Consider the following 17,727-nt stretch of genomic DNA (forward strand, 5'->3'; position numbering starts at 1 on the left):
CTGCGGCGGGGTGGCGCCGGAGCCGTCGTCCGCGGCGGGAGCGTCGGCTGCCGGCGCGGGCGCCGCGACCGCCTCGACGGGCGGCGCGCTGGTCGCGGGAGGTGCCGTCGTGCTCCCCGGGCCGGACGGCGCGGGGGAGCCAGCGCCCTCGAAGGGCCGTTCCGAGCGCGGATCCGGATCCGCGGCGGCGGAGATGTCCTGCCCGTGCGCCGGGGCGTCGTCCGGTGCGCGCAGAAGCCAGAGACCGGCCGTGCCCAGTCCGAGGCACAGCAGCACGACGGCGCCGCCCCTCAGAAGCACCGTCCTGCGCCGAGACGCGGGCGCCGCTGCGGCGACCGGCTCGATCGGCGTAGCGACAGGCAGCGCCAGGGGCTTCGCGAGTGGCGACCCGGAGGCGGCGGGGGCGGATGCCGGAGCGACCACCAGAGGAGCGGCGACCTGCGGGCCGCGCAGAGTCGCGCCCGCGGGCGCCTCGCGGAGCAGGCGCGCCTCGCGGCGCGTGGTCGCCGCCGGCGACGCGGAGGCGCCGGGGGAGGGCTGGGCGGTCGGCTCGGTCATGTGAAGGTCTCCGTCGGGGCACTGCGCCGTCCCCGCTTCCTTCACGTTACCGGGCGTCCCGCCTCAGCGCGCGCCCGGTCCCGCAGCCGGTCTGCGCCCTCCGATAGACTGGGCCCGCCCGATCGGGCCAGCTCATCCGCCGGTGCAATCCCGGCGAAAAGCACGGCGGCCACCGGCCGCACCCAAGGGGGATGCACCCATGCCAGGAATCGTGATCGTCGGCGTCCAGTGGGGCGACGAGGGCAAGGGCAAGGCCACCGACCTGCTCGGCGAGCGCACCGACTGGGTTGTCAAGTTCAACGGCGGCAACAACGCCGGCCACACGGTCGTGGTCGGCGACGAGAAGTACGCCCTGCACCTGCTGCCGTCGGGAATCCTCTCGCCCGGGGTCACCCCGGTGATCGGCAACGGCGTCGTGATCGACCTCGAGGTGCTGTTCCACGAGCTCGAGGCCCTCGGATCCCGCGGCATCGACACGTCCCGCCTCAAGGTCAGCGCCAATGCGCACATCATCACGCAGTACCACCGCACGCTCGACAAGGTGACGGAGCGCTTTCTCGGCAAGCGCATGATCGGCACCACCGGGCGCGGCATCGGGCCCGCTTATGCCGACAAGATCAACCGCGTCGGGATCCGGGTGCAGGATCTGTTCGACGAGAACATCCTGCGCCAGAAGGTCGAGGGGGCGCTCGATCAGAAGAACCACCTGCTGGTGAAGGTCTTCAACCGGCGTTCCATCACCGTGGACGAGATCATGACGGATCTGCTCTCCTACGCCGAGCGTCTGCGCCCGATGGTCGCCGACACCGGCCACCTGCTCGACGACGCGCTGCAGCGCGGCGAGGTCGTCGTGTTCGAGGGCGGCCAGGCCACCATGCTCGACGTCGACCACGGCACCTACCCGTTCGTGACCTCGTCCTCCGCGACCGCCGGCGGCGCCTCGACCGGATCCGGTGTCGGCCCCGGCCGGCTCGACCGCATCGTCGGCATCGTCAAGGCGTACACGACGCGGGTCGGATCCGGTCCGTTCCCCACCGAGCTGTTCGACGAGCAGGGCGACTGGCTGCGCGCGCGCGGCTTCGAGTTCGGCACCACGACCGGCCGCCCGCGCCGGGTCGGCTGGTACGACGCGCCCATCACCCGCTACGCGACGCGCGTGAACGGCATCACCGACCTCGTGCTCACCAAGCTCGACATCCTCGGCGGTCTCGAGCAGATCCCGGTGTGCGTCGCCTACGACGTCGACGGCGTGCGCTTCGACGACGTGCCGGTGAACCAGAGCGACTTCCACCACGCGAAGCCGATCCTGGAGTACCACCCGGGCTGGCAGGAGGACATCTCCACGGCGCGCACGTTCGAGGAGCTCCCGGTCAACGCGCAGAACTACGTTCTCGCCCTGGAGAAGATGAGCGGCACCCGCATCTCGGTGATCGGCGTCGGCCCGGAGCGCGACCAGGTGATCGTGCGCCACGACCTGGTCGACTGACCCCCCTCCCTCCCTCCTCCTCCCCTCCGTCTGTTTGCGTCAAACGGTGGGTTTTGGGGGCCTGACACCACGGTTTGACGCAAACAGACGGATCTGGGGCGAGCGATGACGCGATTCTGGGTCGGCGGATACGGCGCCGACATGGAGGGGCCGGCAGACGGGATCGGGCTGCTCGCGGTCGCCGACGGACAGGGGCCGACGACGCTCGGCTACCGCGGCGCGGTCGCCCCGGCCCCGTCCCCGTCGTGGCTCGCGCAGCATCCGACGCTCGACGTCGTCTACGCGGCGCTCGAGGGCGCCGGCGAGGTCGCCGCGTTCGCACGGACGGGCGAGCGCGCGCTGCGCCCGCTCGGCCGCCCGGTCGCCGCGGGGCAGTACGTGTGCCACCTCGCCGTATCCCCCGACGGTCGCTTCCTCGTCGCCAGCTGTTACGGCGACGGCCGCGTGGTGCGGATCGGGCTCGGCTCCGACGGCGCGCTGCAGCCCGACGCCCGCGACAAGGCGGCGGAACTGCGCGAGGCCCTGTTCGGCGACCGCGGCGCCGAGGAGCGCGAGGGCGGCGACGAGTCCGAGCACCGGGCGGATCCGACGGCCGCGGTCGACCCCTACGCCTCCGACCCGAACCGCCTCGACCGGTCCCTGAGCCCGTCGAAGGACGGAGACCCCCGGGTCTCGCACGCGCACGCCGCGGCGTTCCTTCCCGACGGCCGGATCGCGACGACCGACCTCGGCTACGACCTCGTGCGGATCTGGCGCCCCGCGCCCACCGGACTGACGCTCGACCATGAAGTGGTGCTGCCGCGCGGATCCGGTCCGCGCCACATGGTCGTGCACCCGAGCGGGCACCTGCACGTGGTCACGGAGTACTCCTGCGAGCTGTTCACGCTGGCCGCCGACCGCGAGGGACGCTGGGGCCTCGTCGCCGGCACCCCCGTCTCGGCGATCGCGACGCCCGGGCACGACTACCCCGCGGAGCTGAGCCGCTCCAAGGACGGCGAGACCCTGTACGCCGGAGTGCGCGGCAGCAACACGGTCGCCGCGCTGCGCGTGCGCGGATCCGGCGAGCGGGTCGAACCGCTCGCGCTCGCCGACGCGGGCGTCGACTGGCCCCGCCATCACCTCGTGCACGACGGTGCGCTGCTCGTCGCGGGTCAGCGCTCCGACGAGATCACGGTGCTCGACCTCGACGACCGCACCGGCGCGCCGGGCCGGATCCGTCACCGCACCCCCGCGCCCGCGCCGACGCACCTGCTGCCCGTCCGCTGAGCCGGGCGGACACGGCGGCAGCCGGCTCAGGCCCTATCCTGAACGCAACAGGACCGGCGCACTCCGCGTCCGGCGCCACGGTGCGGATCCAGGGGGGCTCCATGAACGACGACCGGTCGACTCCTTCGGAAGCCCCGGCGGATCCTCCCGGCATCGTTCCGGCCGCCGGACCCGACGGCACCGTAACTGCTCTGCCCGGCGCCTCTGAGGTCGCGTCGTCCGTCGAGCCCGTGCCGGGCGGCGGTCACGACCTCGCCGGCCTGCTCGTCTCCGCCGATCCGGATCGTGCTCCGTCGCCGCTCCCGCGACGGCGTCGCCGCGCCGTCCTGGCCTGGACTCTGCCGATCGCCGGGGTGCTGCTGCTCGCCGGCATCGGCGCGGCGCTGCAGCTCACCGCGAACCTCGGCTACGACGACGCCCGCACGCACCTGACCGCCGCGCTGTCGAAGCACGACGACGAGGAGTCGCGCAACGTGCGCACGCGCGTCGTCGATGACGAGGCCGCCCGAGCGGCAGAGCACCTGCTGGGGGTGTCCGATCCGACGATGGTCGGGGACGCCCAGCGGGCGGAACTCACCACCCAGAGGGACCGGGCGCAGAAGGCGTCTGCCGCGGCCGTGTCGCTGACCGGCACGAAGCTCTCCGCGCCCGGCACGAAGCCCTCCTGGTTCTGGGAGCTGTACGCCGACTCCGCGAACCTCGACGCCGAGGCGCGGAGCGTGCGCACGCTGACCTCTGCGCTCGGCCGCTCCTCCGACGAACTCCGATCCGCGACGGAGGCGATCGACAAGACCGGGTCCGACGTGATCAAGGCCGCGGCGGGACTCGCCGGCCAGATCGAGAACGACAACAGGCCCTCCCCGAACGAAGGAGTCCTGTCGTTGCGTGAGGGGGCCGCCAGACTCGCGGCCGCCAGCTCCTTCGACGAGCCGATCGCGGAGGCCTTCGTCGGCTACGCGGCGACGGCGCAGAAGGTGCGCGACGGGCACACCGCGACGCTCGCGGCGGAGGCGGGTCCGCTGCAGGATGCGCGGCAACAGATCGAGGACTTCGCGCGATCCCTCGTCCCGGGAGTGCTGCTCGACTTCGAGTGGGCGGATCGGGTGAACGACCTCGGCGGCGACAACGGCTACCTCTCCGGCGAGACGCTCACGCCGATCCAATCGGGCGAGTACGCGACGATCCGGCTGTCGAACTCGATCGCCGAGGATTGGCCGGGCGATTCCAGCGAGGCGCTGGTGGCGCACGAGGCCGGGCACGCGATCGCGACCAAATGCCGGACGATGGTCGACAACACGGATTCGCCGGCGGCGGAGGCGTGGGCGACGGCATGGGCCATCAGCATGGGGTTCACCGATGACGGCAACGGCACGCAGGCGTACGGATCGCCGCCGGACTCGCTCGTGCAGAAGGCGGCGGGCTGCCGCTGAGTCTCGGCGACGAGGCGCCCGGCGACCTAGACTCGCGCTATGACCCCTTCGCCCTCGGCGTCCGTCGGCCAGGTCGTCGTGCTGCTCGAGCGCTGGCCGGATCCGGTCCCGCCCGCCGAGCTGCCGATCCGCGGCGCCATGCGGCCGGGTGCCCGTGCGGCCTTCGTGGTGCTGCTCCTGCTCGCGACCGTCGTCGGGGCGGGAACGCTGATCCCGATCTGGACCACGCCGACCCCCGGCGTCTGGTTCTCGGTGCTGTTCACCGTGTTCATCGTCGCGCTGGTGCTGGTGCTGTGGTTCGTCTTCGCCGGGGCGCTGGCCCAGAGCGCGTTGCGGGTGCGCGCGCTCGCGCGCTGGCGCGGGGCGTCCGGCCGGATCGACCGGTTCGACGGCACGGTCGTCACGCGCACGGTGTCGACGATCGAGGACGGCGGCGTCGACCGCTTCGAGCTGTCCGTCACGACCTCGGCGGGAATGTCTTCCGCGATCTGGGAGCGCCCGACCGCCCGGTCCCGGATGCTCCTGCAGACCCAGGTGCCCGGCGTGGGTGCGAAGGTGCGGGTCTGGCGGATTCGCGAGGCGGGCTCCGAGGATCCGCTGGTCGTCGAGGTGCAGGACCCGTCGGTGGTGACCTCGGCGCCCGTCGAGGACGCGGTCTGACGATTCCCCAGGAATCCCCGCGGGCCGTCTCCTGTTCTGCGAGGGTGGATGAGGTCGTGTGCAGCGCTGGACCGCGACGACTCCCGAACGAGAGGCGGAACCCATGACCGACGAATACGACGTGATCGTGCTGGGCGGAGGACCGGTCGGGGAGAACGTGGCCGACCGCGCCGTTCAGGGCGGGCTCACGGCCGTGATCGTGGAGGGCGAGCTCGTCGGCGGCGAATGCTCCTACTGGGCGTGCATGCCGTCGAAGGCGCTGCTGCGCTCGCCGCAGGCGCTGCGCGCGGCCCAGCACGTGGGCGGCGCCGCCGAAGCGGTCACTGGCGATCTGGACGTGCGCGCGGTGCTGGACCGTCGCGACTCCTTCACGAGCCACTGGCAGGACGACGGGCAGGTCGCCTGGCTCGAATCGGCCGGCATCGATCTCGTCCGCGGCCACGGGCGGCTGAGCGGCGAGCGGAAGGTCGCCGTGACACTGCCCGACGGCAGCGTGCGCACGCTCACCGCCCGGCAGGCGGTCGCGATCAGCACCGGATCCGACGCCGCGATCCCGCCGATCCCCGGACTCCACGAGGCGAACCCCTGGACGAGCCGCGAGGCGACGAGCGCCGAGGAGATCCCCGAGTCGCTTGTCGTGATCGGCGGCGGAGTGGTGGCCGTCGAGATGGCCACCGCCTATGCCGCGCTCGGTGCGACGGTCACCGTGCTCGCCCGCAGCGGACTGCTCGGCTCGGTCGAGCCCTTCGCGGCCGATCTCGTGGCGGAGGGGCTGCGCGGGCTCGGCGTGGATGTGCGCACGGGTGTCGCGACGAAGAGCGTCGCCCGCGACGCCGACGGGGTCACGGTCACGACCGACGGCGGAGACGTGCGCGCCGCGGAGATCCTCGTCGCCACCGGGCGCACCCCCCGCTCCGGCGACATCGGACTGGAGACGGCCGGGCTCCCGGCGGGTCGATGGATCCGCACCGACGACACGCTGCGCGTGCCGGGCGTCGACTGGCTGTACGCGGTCGGCGACGTCAACGGCCGTGTGCTGCTCACGCACCAGGGCAAGTACCAGGCGCGTGCCGCGGGCGACGTGATCGTCGCGCGGGCGAAGGGCGAGGGCGTCGACGACGAGCGCTGGGGCCGGCACGTCGCCACCGCCGATCACGCCGCCGTGCCGCAGGTGGTGTTCTCGGAGCCGGAGGTGGCCGCGGCCGGAGTGACCGAGGCGGCCGCGCGCGAGGCCGGACACCGCGTCCGCGCCGTCGACGTCGAGTTCTCCTCGGTCGCCGGGGCGTCGCTGCACGCCGACGGCTACCGCGGACGGGCGCGCATGGTCGTCGACGAGGACCGGCAGGTGCTGCTCGGCGTGACGTTCGTCGGTCCCGATGTCGCCGAGCTCATCCACGCCGCCACCATCGCGATCGCCGGCGAGGTGCCGTTGGCCCGGCTCTGGCACGCGGTGCCCTCGTACCCGACCATGAGCGAGGTGTGGCTGCGTCTGCTGGAGGCCTACGGCCGACAGTCCGCCTGAGTCCCCCGCCGCCCCCGCCGCCGCGTTCCGCAGTGCGCAGATGGCTCGGATCCAGGTCCGAACCGGGCCATGTGCGCGCTTCGAAACGACAACGGGTTCGGCCGAGGGGGAATCCCGGCGGATGTCGGTCTGTTTCCCGATGTGGTGGGGGCGCTTCATGGATGTCGGAGGCGTGGCCTACTGTCGGAAGGGCGCCCCGGCGCCGAACGCCGAGAAGCACGTGTCGCATCGATTCCCGAGGAGGGACGAGCATGCAAGCAGTATTCGAAGGACGAGTCGTCGCGAATGCGGACGACTCGGACGTCGTGGTGATCGAGGGCAACCGCTACTTCCCGCCCACGGCCGTCACCGAAGGCGTCTTGCAGGAGAGCCCCACGCCGTACACGTGCCCGTGGAAGGGCGAGTGCCAGTACTACTCGCTCCGGGTGGACGAGCAGGTCCACAAGGATCTGGCCTGGGCCTATCCGCATCCCTATCCGACGGCCATCGAGCGCGTCGGCGTCGATTTCTCGGGCTACGTCGCGTTCGACCGCAAGGTCGAGGTCCGCGCGGGCGACGTGCCCCAGGAGGGGTCCCTCCCCTGAGGGGCCGACGCACATGATCGAATTCCGCTCCGTCACGAAGACGTTCCCGGACGGCACCCGCGCGGTCGACGACTTCAGCCTGGTGATCCCGGCCCGGCAGACGACCGTGCTGGTCGGCTCGTCGGGATCCGGCAAGACCACCCTGCTGCGCATGATCAACCGGATGGTCGAGCCCAGCTCGGGCGTGGTCGAGATCGACGGGGAGAGCGTGCTCGACGGCGACCCCGTCGCCCTGCGTCGCCGCATCGGCTACGTCATGCAGAACTCCGGTCTGCTCCCCCACTTCAGCGTGATCGACAACGTGGCCACGGTGCTGCGCCTCAACGGCGTCTCCCGGCGCGAGGCGCACGTCCGCGCACGCGAGCTGCTCGACACGGTCGGTCTCGACCAGGCGCTCGCCGAACGAAATCCGAGCCAGCTCTCCGGCGGACAGCAGCAGCGCGTGGGCGTGGCCCGCGGACTCGCCGCGGATCCCAACATCCTGCTGATGGACGAGCCGTTCGGCGCCGTCGACCCGATCGTGCGCACCGAGCTGCAGCAGGAGCTGCTGCGCCTGCAGCGCGAGCTCGGCAAGACCGTCGTGTTCGTCACGCACGACATCGACGAGGCGCTGCTCCTCGGCGACCGCATCGTGATCCTCGGCAAGAGCGCCCGCATCGTGCAGCAGGGCACTCCGGACGAGATCCTCTCCGCACCCGCGGACGACTTCGTCGCCGCGTTCATCGGCGCCGACCGCGGTCGCCGGGCGCTGCACCTGCGGGAGACTCCGCACGGCACCGTGGTGGTCGACGCCGACGGGCGCGCGCAGGGCACTCTCGTGCAGTCGCCCGCCGATCTCCTCGATACGCACCCGCCGCGGACGGCGGACGAGGTCGGCTGACATGACCTGGATCATCGACAACCTCGGGCTCATCGTGAGCCTGGCCGCCGTGCATCTGCAGCAGAGCCTGATCGCTCTCGTGCTCGGGGTCGTCGTCTCCGTGCCGCTGGGGTGGATCGCCTGGCGGTACCGTCTGGTGCGCGGTCCTGTGATCGTGCTCACCGGCCTGCTCTACACGATCCCCTCCCTGGCGCTGCTGATCCTGCTGCCGGCGCTGCTGGGCTACTCCGCGATCAGCCCCACCAACCTCGTCGTGGCGCTGACCATCTACAACGTGGCGATCCTGGTCCGCGCGGTCGCCGACGGGCTCGACTCGGTCGACGCCGACGTGCGCCGCGCCGCGATCGCGATGGGCTACGGATCCGGCCGCCGCTTCTGGACCGTCGATCTGCCGCTCGCGGGCCCGGTGATCCTCGCGGGGGTGCGCGTCGCCGCCGTCTCGACGATCGCCCTCGCCACGGTCGGAATCCTGGTCGGCGTGCAGAACCTCGGCTACCTCTTCACGAACGGGCTCGACCGCCGCCTGATCGAGGAGGTGTTCGCGGGCGTCATCGCCGTGATCCTGCTCGCGCTCGTGGTCGACGCCCTGCTCGTCGTGCTCGGCCGTCTGGTGATGCCGTGGCAGCGTCGCGGCCGGCGACGCACGCGCAGCGCGGCCCCTGAGGCTCTCGAAGGGCCCGCCGTCGTGACGGGAGGCGCCGCATGAACCTCTTCGCCGACGCGATCCGGTGGCTGCTCGATCCCGAGCAGTGGGCCGGGTCCTACGCGCTGCCCGTGCTGCTCGGCCAGCACCTGCTCTACACCGTCGTCTCGGTGCTCGTCGCCAGCCTGATCGCCGTGCCGGCCGGCTGGCTCATCGGGCACACGGGTCGCGGACGCGAGGTCGCCGTCGCGATCTCGGGCGCCGCACGCGCGATCCCCTCCTTCGGCCTGCTGATCCTGCTCGTGCTGCTGTTCGGCGTGCTGCAGGTGCCGGCGGCCGCGCTGGTGACGCTCGTGCTGCTCGCGATCCCTTCGCTCCTCGCCGGCGCGTACACCGGCATCGAGGCGATCGAGCCCCGGGTGATCGACGCCGCGAAGGCGATGGGGATGACGCCGTGGCAGGTGTTCTGGAAGGTCGAGTTCCGGCTCGGTCTGCCCCTGCTGGTCGGGGGCCTGCGTGCGGCGACGCTGCAGGTGATCGCGACCGTGACGATCGCGGCCTGGGTGAACCTCGGCGGCCTCGGCTACCCGATCATCCAGGGCATCCCCCTCGGCCGCTTCGATCAGGTGCTGGCCGGGGCGCTGCTCGTCGCGGCGCTCGCCCTGATCGCCGACCTCCTGTTCGCGATCGCGCAGCGCGCCGCCGTCCCGGCCGGCGTGCGTGCCGCCGGAGGCCGCTCCGAAGACGAACCCTCCGCCCGGGGCGCGCTGCGCGCGGCCCGCACCTGACCTGCACCGACTCCCCCACCGAAGAGAGGCACTCCATGTTCACCGCCCGCATCACCCGCATCGCGACCACGGCCGTGGCCGTGGTCGCCACAGCGCTCGCGCTCAGCGCGTGCAGCTCCAGCAACCCGCTCGACAAGCCCACCGCGTCCAGCGGATCCGGCTCCTCCGACACGGTCGTGATCGGATCCCAGGCCTACTACTCGAACGAGATCATCGCCGAGATCTACGCGCAGGCCCTCGAGAAGGACGGCGTGAAGGTCGACCGGAAGTTCAACATCGGCCAGCGCGACGCCTACATGCCCGACGTGAAGTCGGGCGCGATCAACCTGTTCCCCGAGTACACCGGCAACCTGCTGGAGTACCTGGGCGGCAAGGCCGACACGAACAGCCCCGACGACGTCTACGCCGCGCTCAAGAAGGCGCTGCCGTCGGGTCTCGCCGTGCTCGACTACGCCAAGGCCGCCGACCAGGACACCTACACGGTGACCAAGGCGAACGCCGACAAGTACAAGCTCGAGTCGATCGCCGACCTCTCGAAGGTGCCCGCCCCCGTCACCGTCGGCGCCGCTCCCGAGTTCGAGAAGCGCCCCTACGGCCCCGCCGCGGCGAAGAGCCTCTACGGCGTCGACCTGGCGTTCTCGGCCACCGGCCAGACCACGCTCGAGGCGCTGAAGGCAGGCACCGTGCAGGTCGCCGACATCTACTCGGCCGACCCGGCGTTCGCGAGCGGCGACCTCGTCGCGCTGAAGGACCCGAAGAACCTCATCCTTCCGTCGAACGTCGTGCCGATCGTGAGCGCGAACGTCGCCGACAAGGTGTCGAAGGCGATCAACGCCGTGAGCGCGAAGCTCTCGACCGAGGAGCTGGTCAAGCTCAACGTGCAGAGCACGGCCGACAAGAAGCAGCCGGCCGACATCGCCAAGGCGTGGCTCAAGGAGCAGGGCCTGAGCTGACGCGACGCAACGCAGAGGACGGCCTCGGGAGCGATCCCGAGGCCGTCCTCTGCGTTCAGCGCGAGGCCGGAGCTGCCCGGCCGCGACGTCGCGTCCGCGTACAGTGGCGGACGTGAGTGCACCCAGCCTGGACCACCTGCGCACGTTCGTCACCGTGCATCGGACCGGATCGCTCACGCGCGCCGCGCAGCTGCTGGGCCTGTCGCAGGCGACCGTGTCCGCGCACGTGCAGGCGGTGGAGACGGCCGTGGGCTTCCCGGTCTTCGAGCGTGGCCGCGGCGGGGTGACGACGACGGCGAAGGGTCTCGAACTGGTACGTCGCGTGGCGGCGCATGTCGATGCGCTCGAGGACGCCGTGCTGCTGCCGGACCGCTCCGCCGACGCCGCGCGCTCCGTGCACGTCGGCGGCGCGGCGGAGATCCTGTCGATCATGGTCGTGCCGCGGATCGCGGAGCTGATCGAGGAGGCGGACGCGCCGATCCGCCTCACCTTCGGGCTGGCGCAGGAGCTGCTGGACGCGCTCGTCGGCGGAGCCCTCGACGTCGTGGTCAGCGCCGTGCCGCCTCATCGCGAGGGGATCACCGCGGTGCCGTTCTACGACGAGGAGTTCGCGCTCGTCGCCGCACCGGTGTGGGGCGGCCGGGATCCGGAGCAGGTCCCTGTCGTGGCATACGCGGAGAACCTGCCCATCGTGCGGCGGTACTGGCGCAGCGTCTTCGGCCGTCCGCCCACCGGCCTGCGGGTCGCGGCCGTCATCCCCGACCTTCGGGGGATCCGGGACGCGGTGCGGGCGGGTGTCGGGATGTCGGTGCTGCCGGCGTACGTCGTCGCGGACGATCTGCGCTCCGGCGCGCTGATCGCGCTCGCCGACCCGGAGATCCCGCCGCTGAACACGCTCTACCTGGCCACGCGCAGCGGCGATGCCGAGCGGTTCCCGGGGATCAGGGCCACGGCGATCGCGCTGCGGCGGATCATCTCCTGACAGGATCCGGAGCATTCCGATGGCTGCTCTCGATTCTCCGATGGAGGCGAGGCCTGCCGGCGGAGGAGCATGGACAGGTCGAAAGGACCCACATGTCGAAGATCCTCATGGTCGTCACCGCGGCCGATTCCCTGACCCTCGCGGACGGCACCGCCCATCCCACCGGATTCTGGGCGGAGGAGCTCGTCGTCGCCCACCGGGAGCTGACCCGCGCCGGCCATGACGTCGCCATCGCCACTCCGGGCGGACGGGTGCCGCCGGTCGACCCCGGCTCGTTGAACCCCGAGGTGGTCGGCGACGCCGACCGCACGGAGGAGTATCGCGCATACCTCGCCGCGATCCGCTCCGAACTCGACCACCCGATCGCCCTGGAGGACGTGTCGGTCGCGGAGTACGCGGCCGTCGTCCTGCCGGGCGGTCACGGTCCGATGGCGGACCTCGCCTTCGACGAGGATCTGGACCGCATCCTCGCCACCGCGGATGCGGCATCCCTGCCGATCGCGCCGTTCTGCCACGGGCCCGCGGGCCTGCTGAGCGCCACCGATACGGACGGCCGCTTCGTCTTCGCGGGACGCACGCTCACCGCGTTCACCGATGAGGAGGAACGCACGGGCGGTCTCGGCGCGAACACGCCGTGGTTCGTCGCGGCGACGCTGCGCGAACGGGGTGCGGCCGTGCAGGACGCGGACGCCTGGACGTCGCACGTCGTGCGGGACCGCAATCTCATCAGCGGCCAGAACCCGCAGTCCAGCCACGCGCTCGCCCAGGCGCTCCTGGAGGTGCTGGCGGGCTGAGGCGCCTGCGCAGAGGACGGCCCCGGGATCGTTCCGGGGCCGTCCTGCATGTTCAGCGCTTCGGCGCGAGATGCCGGGCGAAGAACCGTCCCGCATCCTCCCCGGCGTGGGCGGGAACGCCCGTGTGCCCGCCGAGGTTCGCCTGCAGGGTCTTCTCGGCGGAGCCGAAGGCGTCGAACACGTCGAGCGCCCTCTGCCGGTCGTTGCCCTCGTCGTCCCACTGCAGCAGCACGTGCAGCGGGATCGTGACGCGGCGGGCCTCGTCGAACATCCGCAGCGGCACATAACTGCCGGCGAACAGCCCGGCGGCGACGATGCGCGGTTCGATCGCGGCCAGCCGGATGCCGATCGCCAGCACGCCGCCGGAGTAGGCGACGGGGCCGGCGATCTCGGGGAGAGCCAGGCAGGCATCGAGCGCCGCCTGCCATTCGGGAACGGTCTTCTCGACGAGCGGGAGCACCAGCCGGTCGATGACGTCCTCGTCCGGGCGTTCGCCGGCGTCGAGCGCCCGCATCAGGTCGGCGCGGGCGCCTTCGAGCTCGGGAAGCGCGGGACGGGCGCCGTTGCCGGGCATCTCGAGCGTGACGGAGGCGAAGCCGAGCTCGGCGGACGAGCGCGCGCGGCCTTCGAGGCGCGGACGGATCCGGGCGAGCCCGGGCCCGCTCGGATAGCCGAGCAGGATCAGCGGGACCGGATGTTCGGCGGATGCCGATTCGGGCAACCACAGGATGCCGTCGATCCCGTCGAGGGTGAAGTCGCGCTCGACGACGCTGCCGTGCGGCTGCTCGGAGACGAGGCGCCTTTCGGCGGTGAAGCGGAGTTCAGGGGTGATGTTCATGGTCGTGCCTTTCGGGAGTGCGTCTGTACGGCGCTCCCGGACGACCTATCGCCCGACCGTGACCTCGCTGAGGAGCACCCACGTCGATTCGTTCATGGGTATCACCTCCTCTGTCTGCGGCCACACGGCGTAGGCGACAGTAGCACGACGGACCGGATCCTGTCCCCGCGGGATGGATAACGCCGCTCCGACGACGCGGGGAGCGACGTTATCCATCTTTCGTGCACTGTGGCCGCCGTGGACCGTGCGTCCGGGCGTCCTCAGTCCAGCGCGCTCATCACGTGCTTGATGCGGGTGTAGTCGTCGAAGCCGTACTGGGAGAGGTCCTTGCCGTAGCCGGAGTGCTTGAACCCGCCGTGCGGCATGTCGGAGACGAACGGGATGTGGGTGTTGATCCACACGCAGCCGAAGTCCAGGTCACGGGAGAAGCGCAGCGATCGGGCGTGGTCCGTCGTCCAGACCGAGGCCGCAAGGGCGTAGGGCACATCGTTCGCGAAGGCGAGCGCCTCGTCGTCGTCCTCGAACGTCTGCACGGTGAGCACGGGTCCGAAGATCTCGTTCTGCACCGCCTCGTCGTCCTGGCGCATGCCCGACACGACGGTGGGCTCGAAGAAGTAGCCGACGTCGCCCTGGCGCCTGCCGCCGGTCTCGATGACGGCGTGCGCGGGCAGCCGGTCCACGAAGCCCTGCACCTGCGCGAGCTGCGCGGCGCTGGAGAGCGGTCCGAAGAACACGCCCTCCTCGTGGGGCGCGCCGGTGCGGGCGTGCGTGCGTACGCGCTCGACGAGCGCCTTCACCAGCGCGTCGTGCACCGACGCGTGCACGATCACGCGGGTCGCCGCGGTGCAGTCCTGACCGGCGTTGAAGAACGCGCCGGTGACGATGCCCTCGGCGGCCTTGGCGATCGATGCGTCGGGGAAGACGATCGCCGGCGCCTTGCCGCCGAGCTCCAGGTGCACGCGCTTCACGTCGGCGGCCGCGGACTCCGCGACCGCCATGCCCGCCCGCACGGAGCCGGTGATCGCGACCATCTGCGGCGTCTTGTGCGCGACGAGGGCCGCACCCGTGCTGCGGTCGCCGAGCACCACGTTGAGCGTGCCCGCGGGGGTGTGCTCGGCGACGATCTCGGCGAGCAGCAGCGTCGTGAGCGGGGTGGACTCCGCAGGCTTCAGCACCACCGTGTTGCCGGCCGCCAGCGCAGGGGCGATCTTCCACACGGCCATGTTGAGCGGGTAGTTCCAGGGCGTGACCTGGCCGATCACGCCGATCGGCTCGCGGCGCACATAGGAGGTGTGGCCGGCCATGTACTCCCCGGCGGCCCTGCCCTCGAGGCTGCGGGCGGCGCCGGCGAAGAAGCGCAGCTGGTCGACGGACTGGTCGATCTCGTCCGCGACCAGGTTCGCGCGGGGCTTTCCGGTGTCCTTCGACTCCAGGTCGGCGAACTCCTCGGCGCGCGCGGCCATCGCGTCGGCGATGCGGAACAGCGCGAGCTGACGCTGGGCCGGAGTGGTGTCGCGCCAGAGGGGGAATGCGGCGGCCGCCGAGGCGTAGGCCGCGTCGATGTCGCTCTGATCCGAGATCGGAGCCTGCCCGTACACCTGCTCGGTGACCGGGTCGATGAGGTCCATGCGGCCCTCGCCGTGGGCGGCGACGGAGCGTCCGCCGATGAAGTTCTGCAACAGGGTGCTCTGCATGCTGATCAGGATAGGACAGGATCAACGAAATCGGAAGAAAAATGGATCCGATTCTGCGAAATCAGTTGCAGAGCCCGTCGGGGAGTGTCAAGATCGTCACATGAGCGATAAGCCGAAGGTGCCGGTGCTGGACGACGTCTCCAAGCGGATCATCGAACTGCTGCAGGAGGACGGCCGTCGACCCTATGCCGAGATCGGTCGTGCGGTCGGTCTCAGCGAGGCCGCCGTCCGTCAGCGCGTACAGCGCCTCACCGACAGCGGCGTGGTGCAGATCGTCGCCGTGACCGATCCGCGCCAACTCGGATTCTCCCGCATGGCGATGCTGGGGATCCGTGTCGACGGTGATCCGCGTGTCGCGGCCGAAGCGATCGCGAACATTCCGGAAATCGCATATGTCAACGTGACCCTCGGCTCGTTCGACATCCTGGCCGAGGCGATCTGCGAGAGCGACGAGGATCTGCTCGAGCTGATCGCGACGCAGATCCGCACCATCGAGGGCGTCTCGCACACCGAGTGCTTCCTCTACGCGGGGCTCCACAAGGACCTCTACAACTGGGGAACCCGCTGACCGGCTGAGCCCCCGTCCTCTCGAACCCGGCCGCATCGCGGCTGCCGGGGCGCTCGCGCGCGCCCGGCGAACGACCACCACCTCCCGGACAAGGAACCATCATGGGAACGACCGTCTTCGAACGACGGCAGCCGAGCGCCTCGGTCATCGAGCGCGCTCTCGAGAACACCGTGCACGCGGCCTTCTGGCTCGACGACATCGAGCGCACCGCCTACCCGACCCTGTCGGGGGAGGTGCGCGCCGATCTCGCGATCGTCGGCGGCGGCTACGCCGGGCTGTGGACCGCGATCCGCGCCAAGGAGCGCGATCCGCAGCGCAGCGTGGTGCTGCTCGAGGCGAATCGCGTCGGCTGGGCGGCATCCGGTCGCAACGGCGGATTCTGCGAGGCGAGCCTGACCCACGGCGAGGAGAACGGCCGCAACCGCTGGCCCGACGAGCTGGACCTGCTCGAGCGGCTCGGTCTGGAGAACCTCGACGGGATCCAGGAGACGGTCCAGCGCTACGGCATGGACGTGGACTGGGAGCGTACGGGGCAGATGTCGGTCGCCGTCGAGCCGCACCAGGTCCCGTGGATGGAGGGCGACGACTTCCTCGACCAGGCCGCGGTGCAGGCGGAGGTCGCCTCGCCGACCTACCTCGCCGGATCCTGGGACCGCGAGGGCTGCGCGATGGTGCACCCGGCGAAGCTCGCCTTCGAGCTCGCCCGGGTCGCGACCGAGCTCGGCGTGCAGATCTTCGAGCGCACCAGGGTGACCGGGCTCTCCGGCCGCGGCGTGCAGACCGTGACGGCGGAGACCGGATCCGTCGTCGCCGACCAGGTCGCGCTCGCCACGAACGTGTTCCCGTCGCTGCTCAAGCGAAACCGGCTCATGACCGTGCCGGTCTACGACTACGCCTTGATGACCGAGCCGCTCTCGGCCGAGCAGTACGACGCGATCGGCTGGAAGAACCGGCAGGGTCTCGCCGACAGCGCGAACCAGTTCCACTACTACCGCCTGAGCGCCGACAATCGGATCCTGTTCGGCGGCTACGACGCGGTCTACCACTTCGGCGGCAAGGTGCGCGAGGAGTACGAGGAGCGCCCGGAGAGCTACCGCAAGCTCGCCTCGCACTTCTTCACGACATTCCCGCAGCTCGAGGGGCTGCGCTTCACCCACCGCTGGGCGGGGGCGATCGACTCCTGCAGCCGCTTCTGCGCGTTCTTCGGCACCGCCCGCGGTGGCCGTGTCGCCTACGCCACCGGATTCACGGGGCTCGGCGTCGGCGCCACCCGGTTCGCGGCCGACGTGATGCTCGACGAGCTCGCGGGCCTCGACACCGAGCGCACCCGGCTGGAGATGGTGCGCACGAAACCCATCCCGTTCCCGCCCGAGCCCGCCGCCTCGATCGGCGTGAACCTCGTGCGCGCTGCGATGAACCAGGCCGACCACAACGAGGGCAGGCGCAACCTGTTCCTGCGCTCGCTCGACGCCGTCGGCATGGGGTTCGACTCATGACCGCCGCGGGGACGGCTCCGGTCCCTGAGCCTGTCGAAGGGCCCGGAGCACGCCTGCCTTCGGTCCCTGAGCCTGTCGAAGGGCCCGGGGCACGCCTGCCTTCGGTCCCTGAGCCTGTCGAAGGGCCCGGAGCACGCCTGCCCGCCGCGGGCCGGTCGGTGACCGACGCCGACCTCGTCCTCACGCACGAGCCGCTGCCTGCCGCCGAGGTGGTCGCCGGGGCTCCCACGACGGCGATCGCCGTGCTCGACGGCACCGGTGATCGCGAGGTCGGCATCTGGGAGATGACGCCCGGCACCGCCACCGACACCGAGGCCGACGAGCTCTTCGTGGTGCTGTCGGGACGCGCGACGATCGCGTTCGAGGATCCGGCGCTCGCGGATCTCGAGATCGGCCCCGGATCCGTCGTCCGTCTCGCCGAGGGCATGCGCACGACGTGGACCGTGACCGAGACGCTGCGCAAGGTCTACATCGCCTGAGTCCCGGGGCTTCGGCCGGGCCACCCCCGCGGTTCGCTGGTCGCAGTTTGCGGCTTCGGGGCCTCCAAACCCGCAATCCGCGACCAGTGAGCGAAGTGGTGGGGGC

Annotated in this window: 17 protein-coding genes and 1 pseudogene; 15 read left to right on the forward strand and 3 right to left on the reverse strand. The window is 71.4% G+C overall.

Annotated features, from left to right (window positions below):
• Window positions 1-558: pseudogene (locus RL72_RS01290) on the reverse strand (hypothetical protein); the annotation flags it as partial.
• A gap of 199 nt (window positions 559-757) precedes the next feature.
• Here RL72_RS01290 and RL72_RS01295 point away from each other — a divergent pair.
• From RL72_RS01295 to RL72_RS01350, 12 genes are all read left to right on the forward strand, one after another.
• Window positions 758-2,044 (forward strand): adenylosuccinate synthase, encoded by a 1,287-nt coding sequence (locus RL72_RS01295; RefSeq protein WP_045248996.1) that lies wholly within the window; start codon window positions 758-760, stop codon window positions 2,042-2,044.
• Between the two features lie 105 nt (window positions 2,045-2,149).
• On the forward strand, window positions 2,150-3,310 hold the full coding sequence (locus tag RL72_RS01300) for a lactonase family protein (protein WP_045248997.1): 1,161 nt from the start codon (window positions 2,150-2,152) through the stop codon (window positions 3,308-3,310).
• Window positions 3,311-3,411: 101 nt separating this feature from the next.
• Complete coding sequence (locus RL72_RS01305) at window positions 3,412-4,740, forward strand: hypothetical protein (RefSeq protein ID WP_045248998.1); 1,329 nt, start codon at window positions 3,412-3,414, stop codon at window positions 4,738-4,740.
• Window positions 4,741-4,779: 39 nt separating this feature from the next.
• Entirely contained in the window at window positions 4,780-5,400 is a 621-nt protein-coding gene (locus RL72_RS01310) for a hypothetical protein (protein WP_052674107.1), read from the forward strand.
• A gap of 103 nt (window positions 5,401-5,503) precedes the next feature.
• Window positions 5,504-6,922 carry a dihydrolipoyl dehydrogenase family protein gene (locus tag RL72_RS01315; RefSeq protein ID WP_045248999.1) on the forward strand — a complete coding sequence of 473 codons (1,419 nt, stop codon included), beginning with the start codon at window positions 5,504-5,506 and terminating at the stop codon, window positions 6,920-6,922.
• Window positions 6,923-7,173: 251 nt separating this feature from the next.
• Window positions 7,174-7,506 (forward strand): DUF427 domain-containing protein, encoded by a 333-nt coding sequence (locus tag RL72_RS01320; RefSeq protein ID WP_045249000.1) that lies wholly within the window; start codon window positions 7,174-7,176, stop codon window positions 7,504-7,506.
• Between the two features lie 13 nt (window positions 7,507-7,519).
• Complete coding sequence (locus RL72_RS01325; RefSeq protein WP_045249001.1) at window positions 7,520-8,386, forward strand: ABC transporter ATP-binding protein; 867 nt, start codon at window positions 7,520-7,522, stop codon at window positions 8,384-8,386.
• A gap of 1 nt (window position 8,387) precedes the next feature.
• Window positions 8,388-9,092 carry an ABC transporter permease gene (locus tag RL72_RS01330; protein WP_045249002.1) on the forward strand — a complete coding sequence of 235 codons (705 nt, stop codon included), beginning with the start codon at window positions 8,388-8,390 and terminating at the stop codon, window positions 9,090-9,092.
• Window positions 9,089-9,817 (forward strand): ABC transporter permease, encoded by a 729-nt coding sequence (locus tag RL72_RS01335; RefSeq protein ID WP_045249003.1) that lies wholly within the window; start codon window positions 9,089-9,091, stop codon window positions 9,815-9,817. The genes RL72_RS01330 and RL72_RS01335 overlap by 4 nt, the downstream gene beginning before the upstream one ends.
• A 35-nt stretch (window positions 9,818-9,852) precedes the next feature.
• Window positions 9,853-10,770, forward strand: coding sequence for an ABC transporter substrate-binding protein (locus tag RL72_RS01340; RefSeq protein ID WP_045249004.1), 918 nt, complete (start codon window positions 9,853-9,855; stop codon window positions 10,768-10,770).
• 112 nt (window positions 10,771-10,882) lie between these two features.
• Window positions 10,883-11,752, forward strand: coding sequence for a LysR family transcriptional regulator (locus RL72_RS01345; RefSeq protein ID WP_045249012.1), 870 nt, complete (start codon window positions 10,883-10,885; stop codon window positions 11,750-11,752).
• Between the two features lie 92 nt (window positions 11,753-11,844).
• Entirely contained in the window at window positions 11,845-12,546 is a 702-nt protein-coding gene (locus RL72_RS01350; protein ID WP_045249005.1) for a type 1 glutamine amidotransferase domain-containing protein, read from the forward strand.
• Between the two features lie 52 nt (window positions 12,547-12,598).
• Here the strand turns inward: RL72_RS01350 and RL72_RS01355 are convergent, their stop codons facing one another.
• Together RL72_RS01355 and RL72_RS01360 are read right to left on the reverse strand one after the other, a co-directional pair.
• On the reverse strand, window positions 12,599-13,384 hold the full coding sequence (locus RL72_RS01355) for a dienelactone hydrolase family protein (protein WP_045249006.1): 786 nt from the start codon (window positions 13,382-13,384) through the stop codon (window positions 12,599-12,601).
• Window positions 13,385-13,644: 260 nt separating this feature from the next.
• Window positions 13,645-15,078 carry a gamma-aminobutyraldehyde dehydrogenase gene (locus RL72_RS01360; RefSeq protein WP_045249007.1) on the reverse strand — a complete coding sequence of 478 codons (1,434 nt, stop codon included), beginning with the start codon at window positions 15,076-15,078 and terminating at the stop codon, window positions 13,645-13,647.
• A gap of 100 nt (window positions 15,079-15,178) precedes the next feature.
• Between RL72_RS01360 and RL72_RS01365 the strand changes: the two genes are divergently transcribed.
• From RL72_RS01365 to RL72_RS01375, 3 genes are all read left to right on the forward strand, one after another.
• Window positions 15,179-15,646, forward strand: coding sequence for an Lrp/AsnC family transcriptional regulator (locus tag RL72_RS01365; protein ID WP_045249008.1), 468 nt, complete (start codon window positions 15,179-15,181; stop codon window positions 15,644-15,646).
• A 101-nt stretch (window positions 15,647-15,747) separates the two neighbouring features.
• The gene (locus tag RL72_RS01370; RefSeq protein ID WP_045249009.1) at window positions 15,748-17,142 is read left to right on the forward strand and encodes an NAD(P)/FAD-dependent oxidoreductase; all 1,395 of its coding nucleotides are present in this window, start codon (window positions 15,748-15,750) and stop codon (window positions 17,140-17,142) included.
• Window positions 17,143-17,300: 158 nt separating this feature from the next.
• Window positions 17,301-17,621: a cupin domain-containing protein gene (locus RL72_RS01375; RefSeq protein ID WP_045249010.1), complete on the forward strand. Its 321-nt coding sequence runs from the start codon at window positions 17,301-17,303 to the stop codon at window positions 17,619-17,621.
• Window positions 17,622-17,727: the final 106 nt, after the last annotated feature.

Origin of the sequence: Microbacterium azadirachtae (assembly GCF_000956545.1) — a bacterium.
GTDB lineage: Bacteria > Actinomycetota > Actinomycetes > Actinomycetales > Microbacteriaceae > Microbacterium > Microbacterium azadirachtae.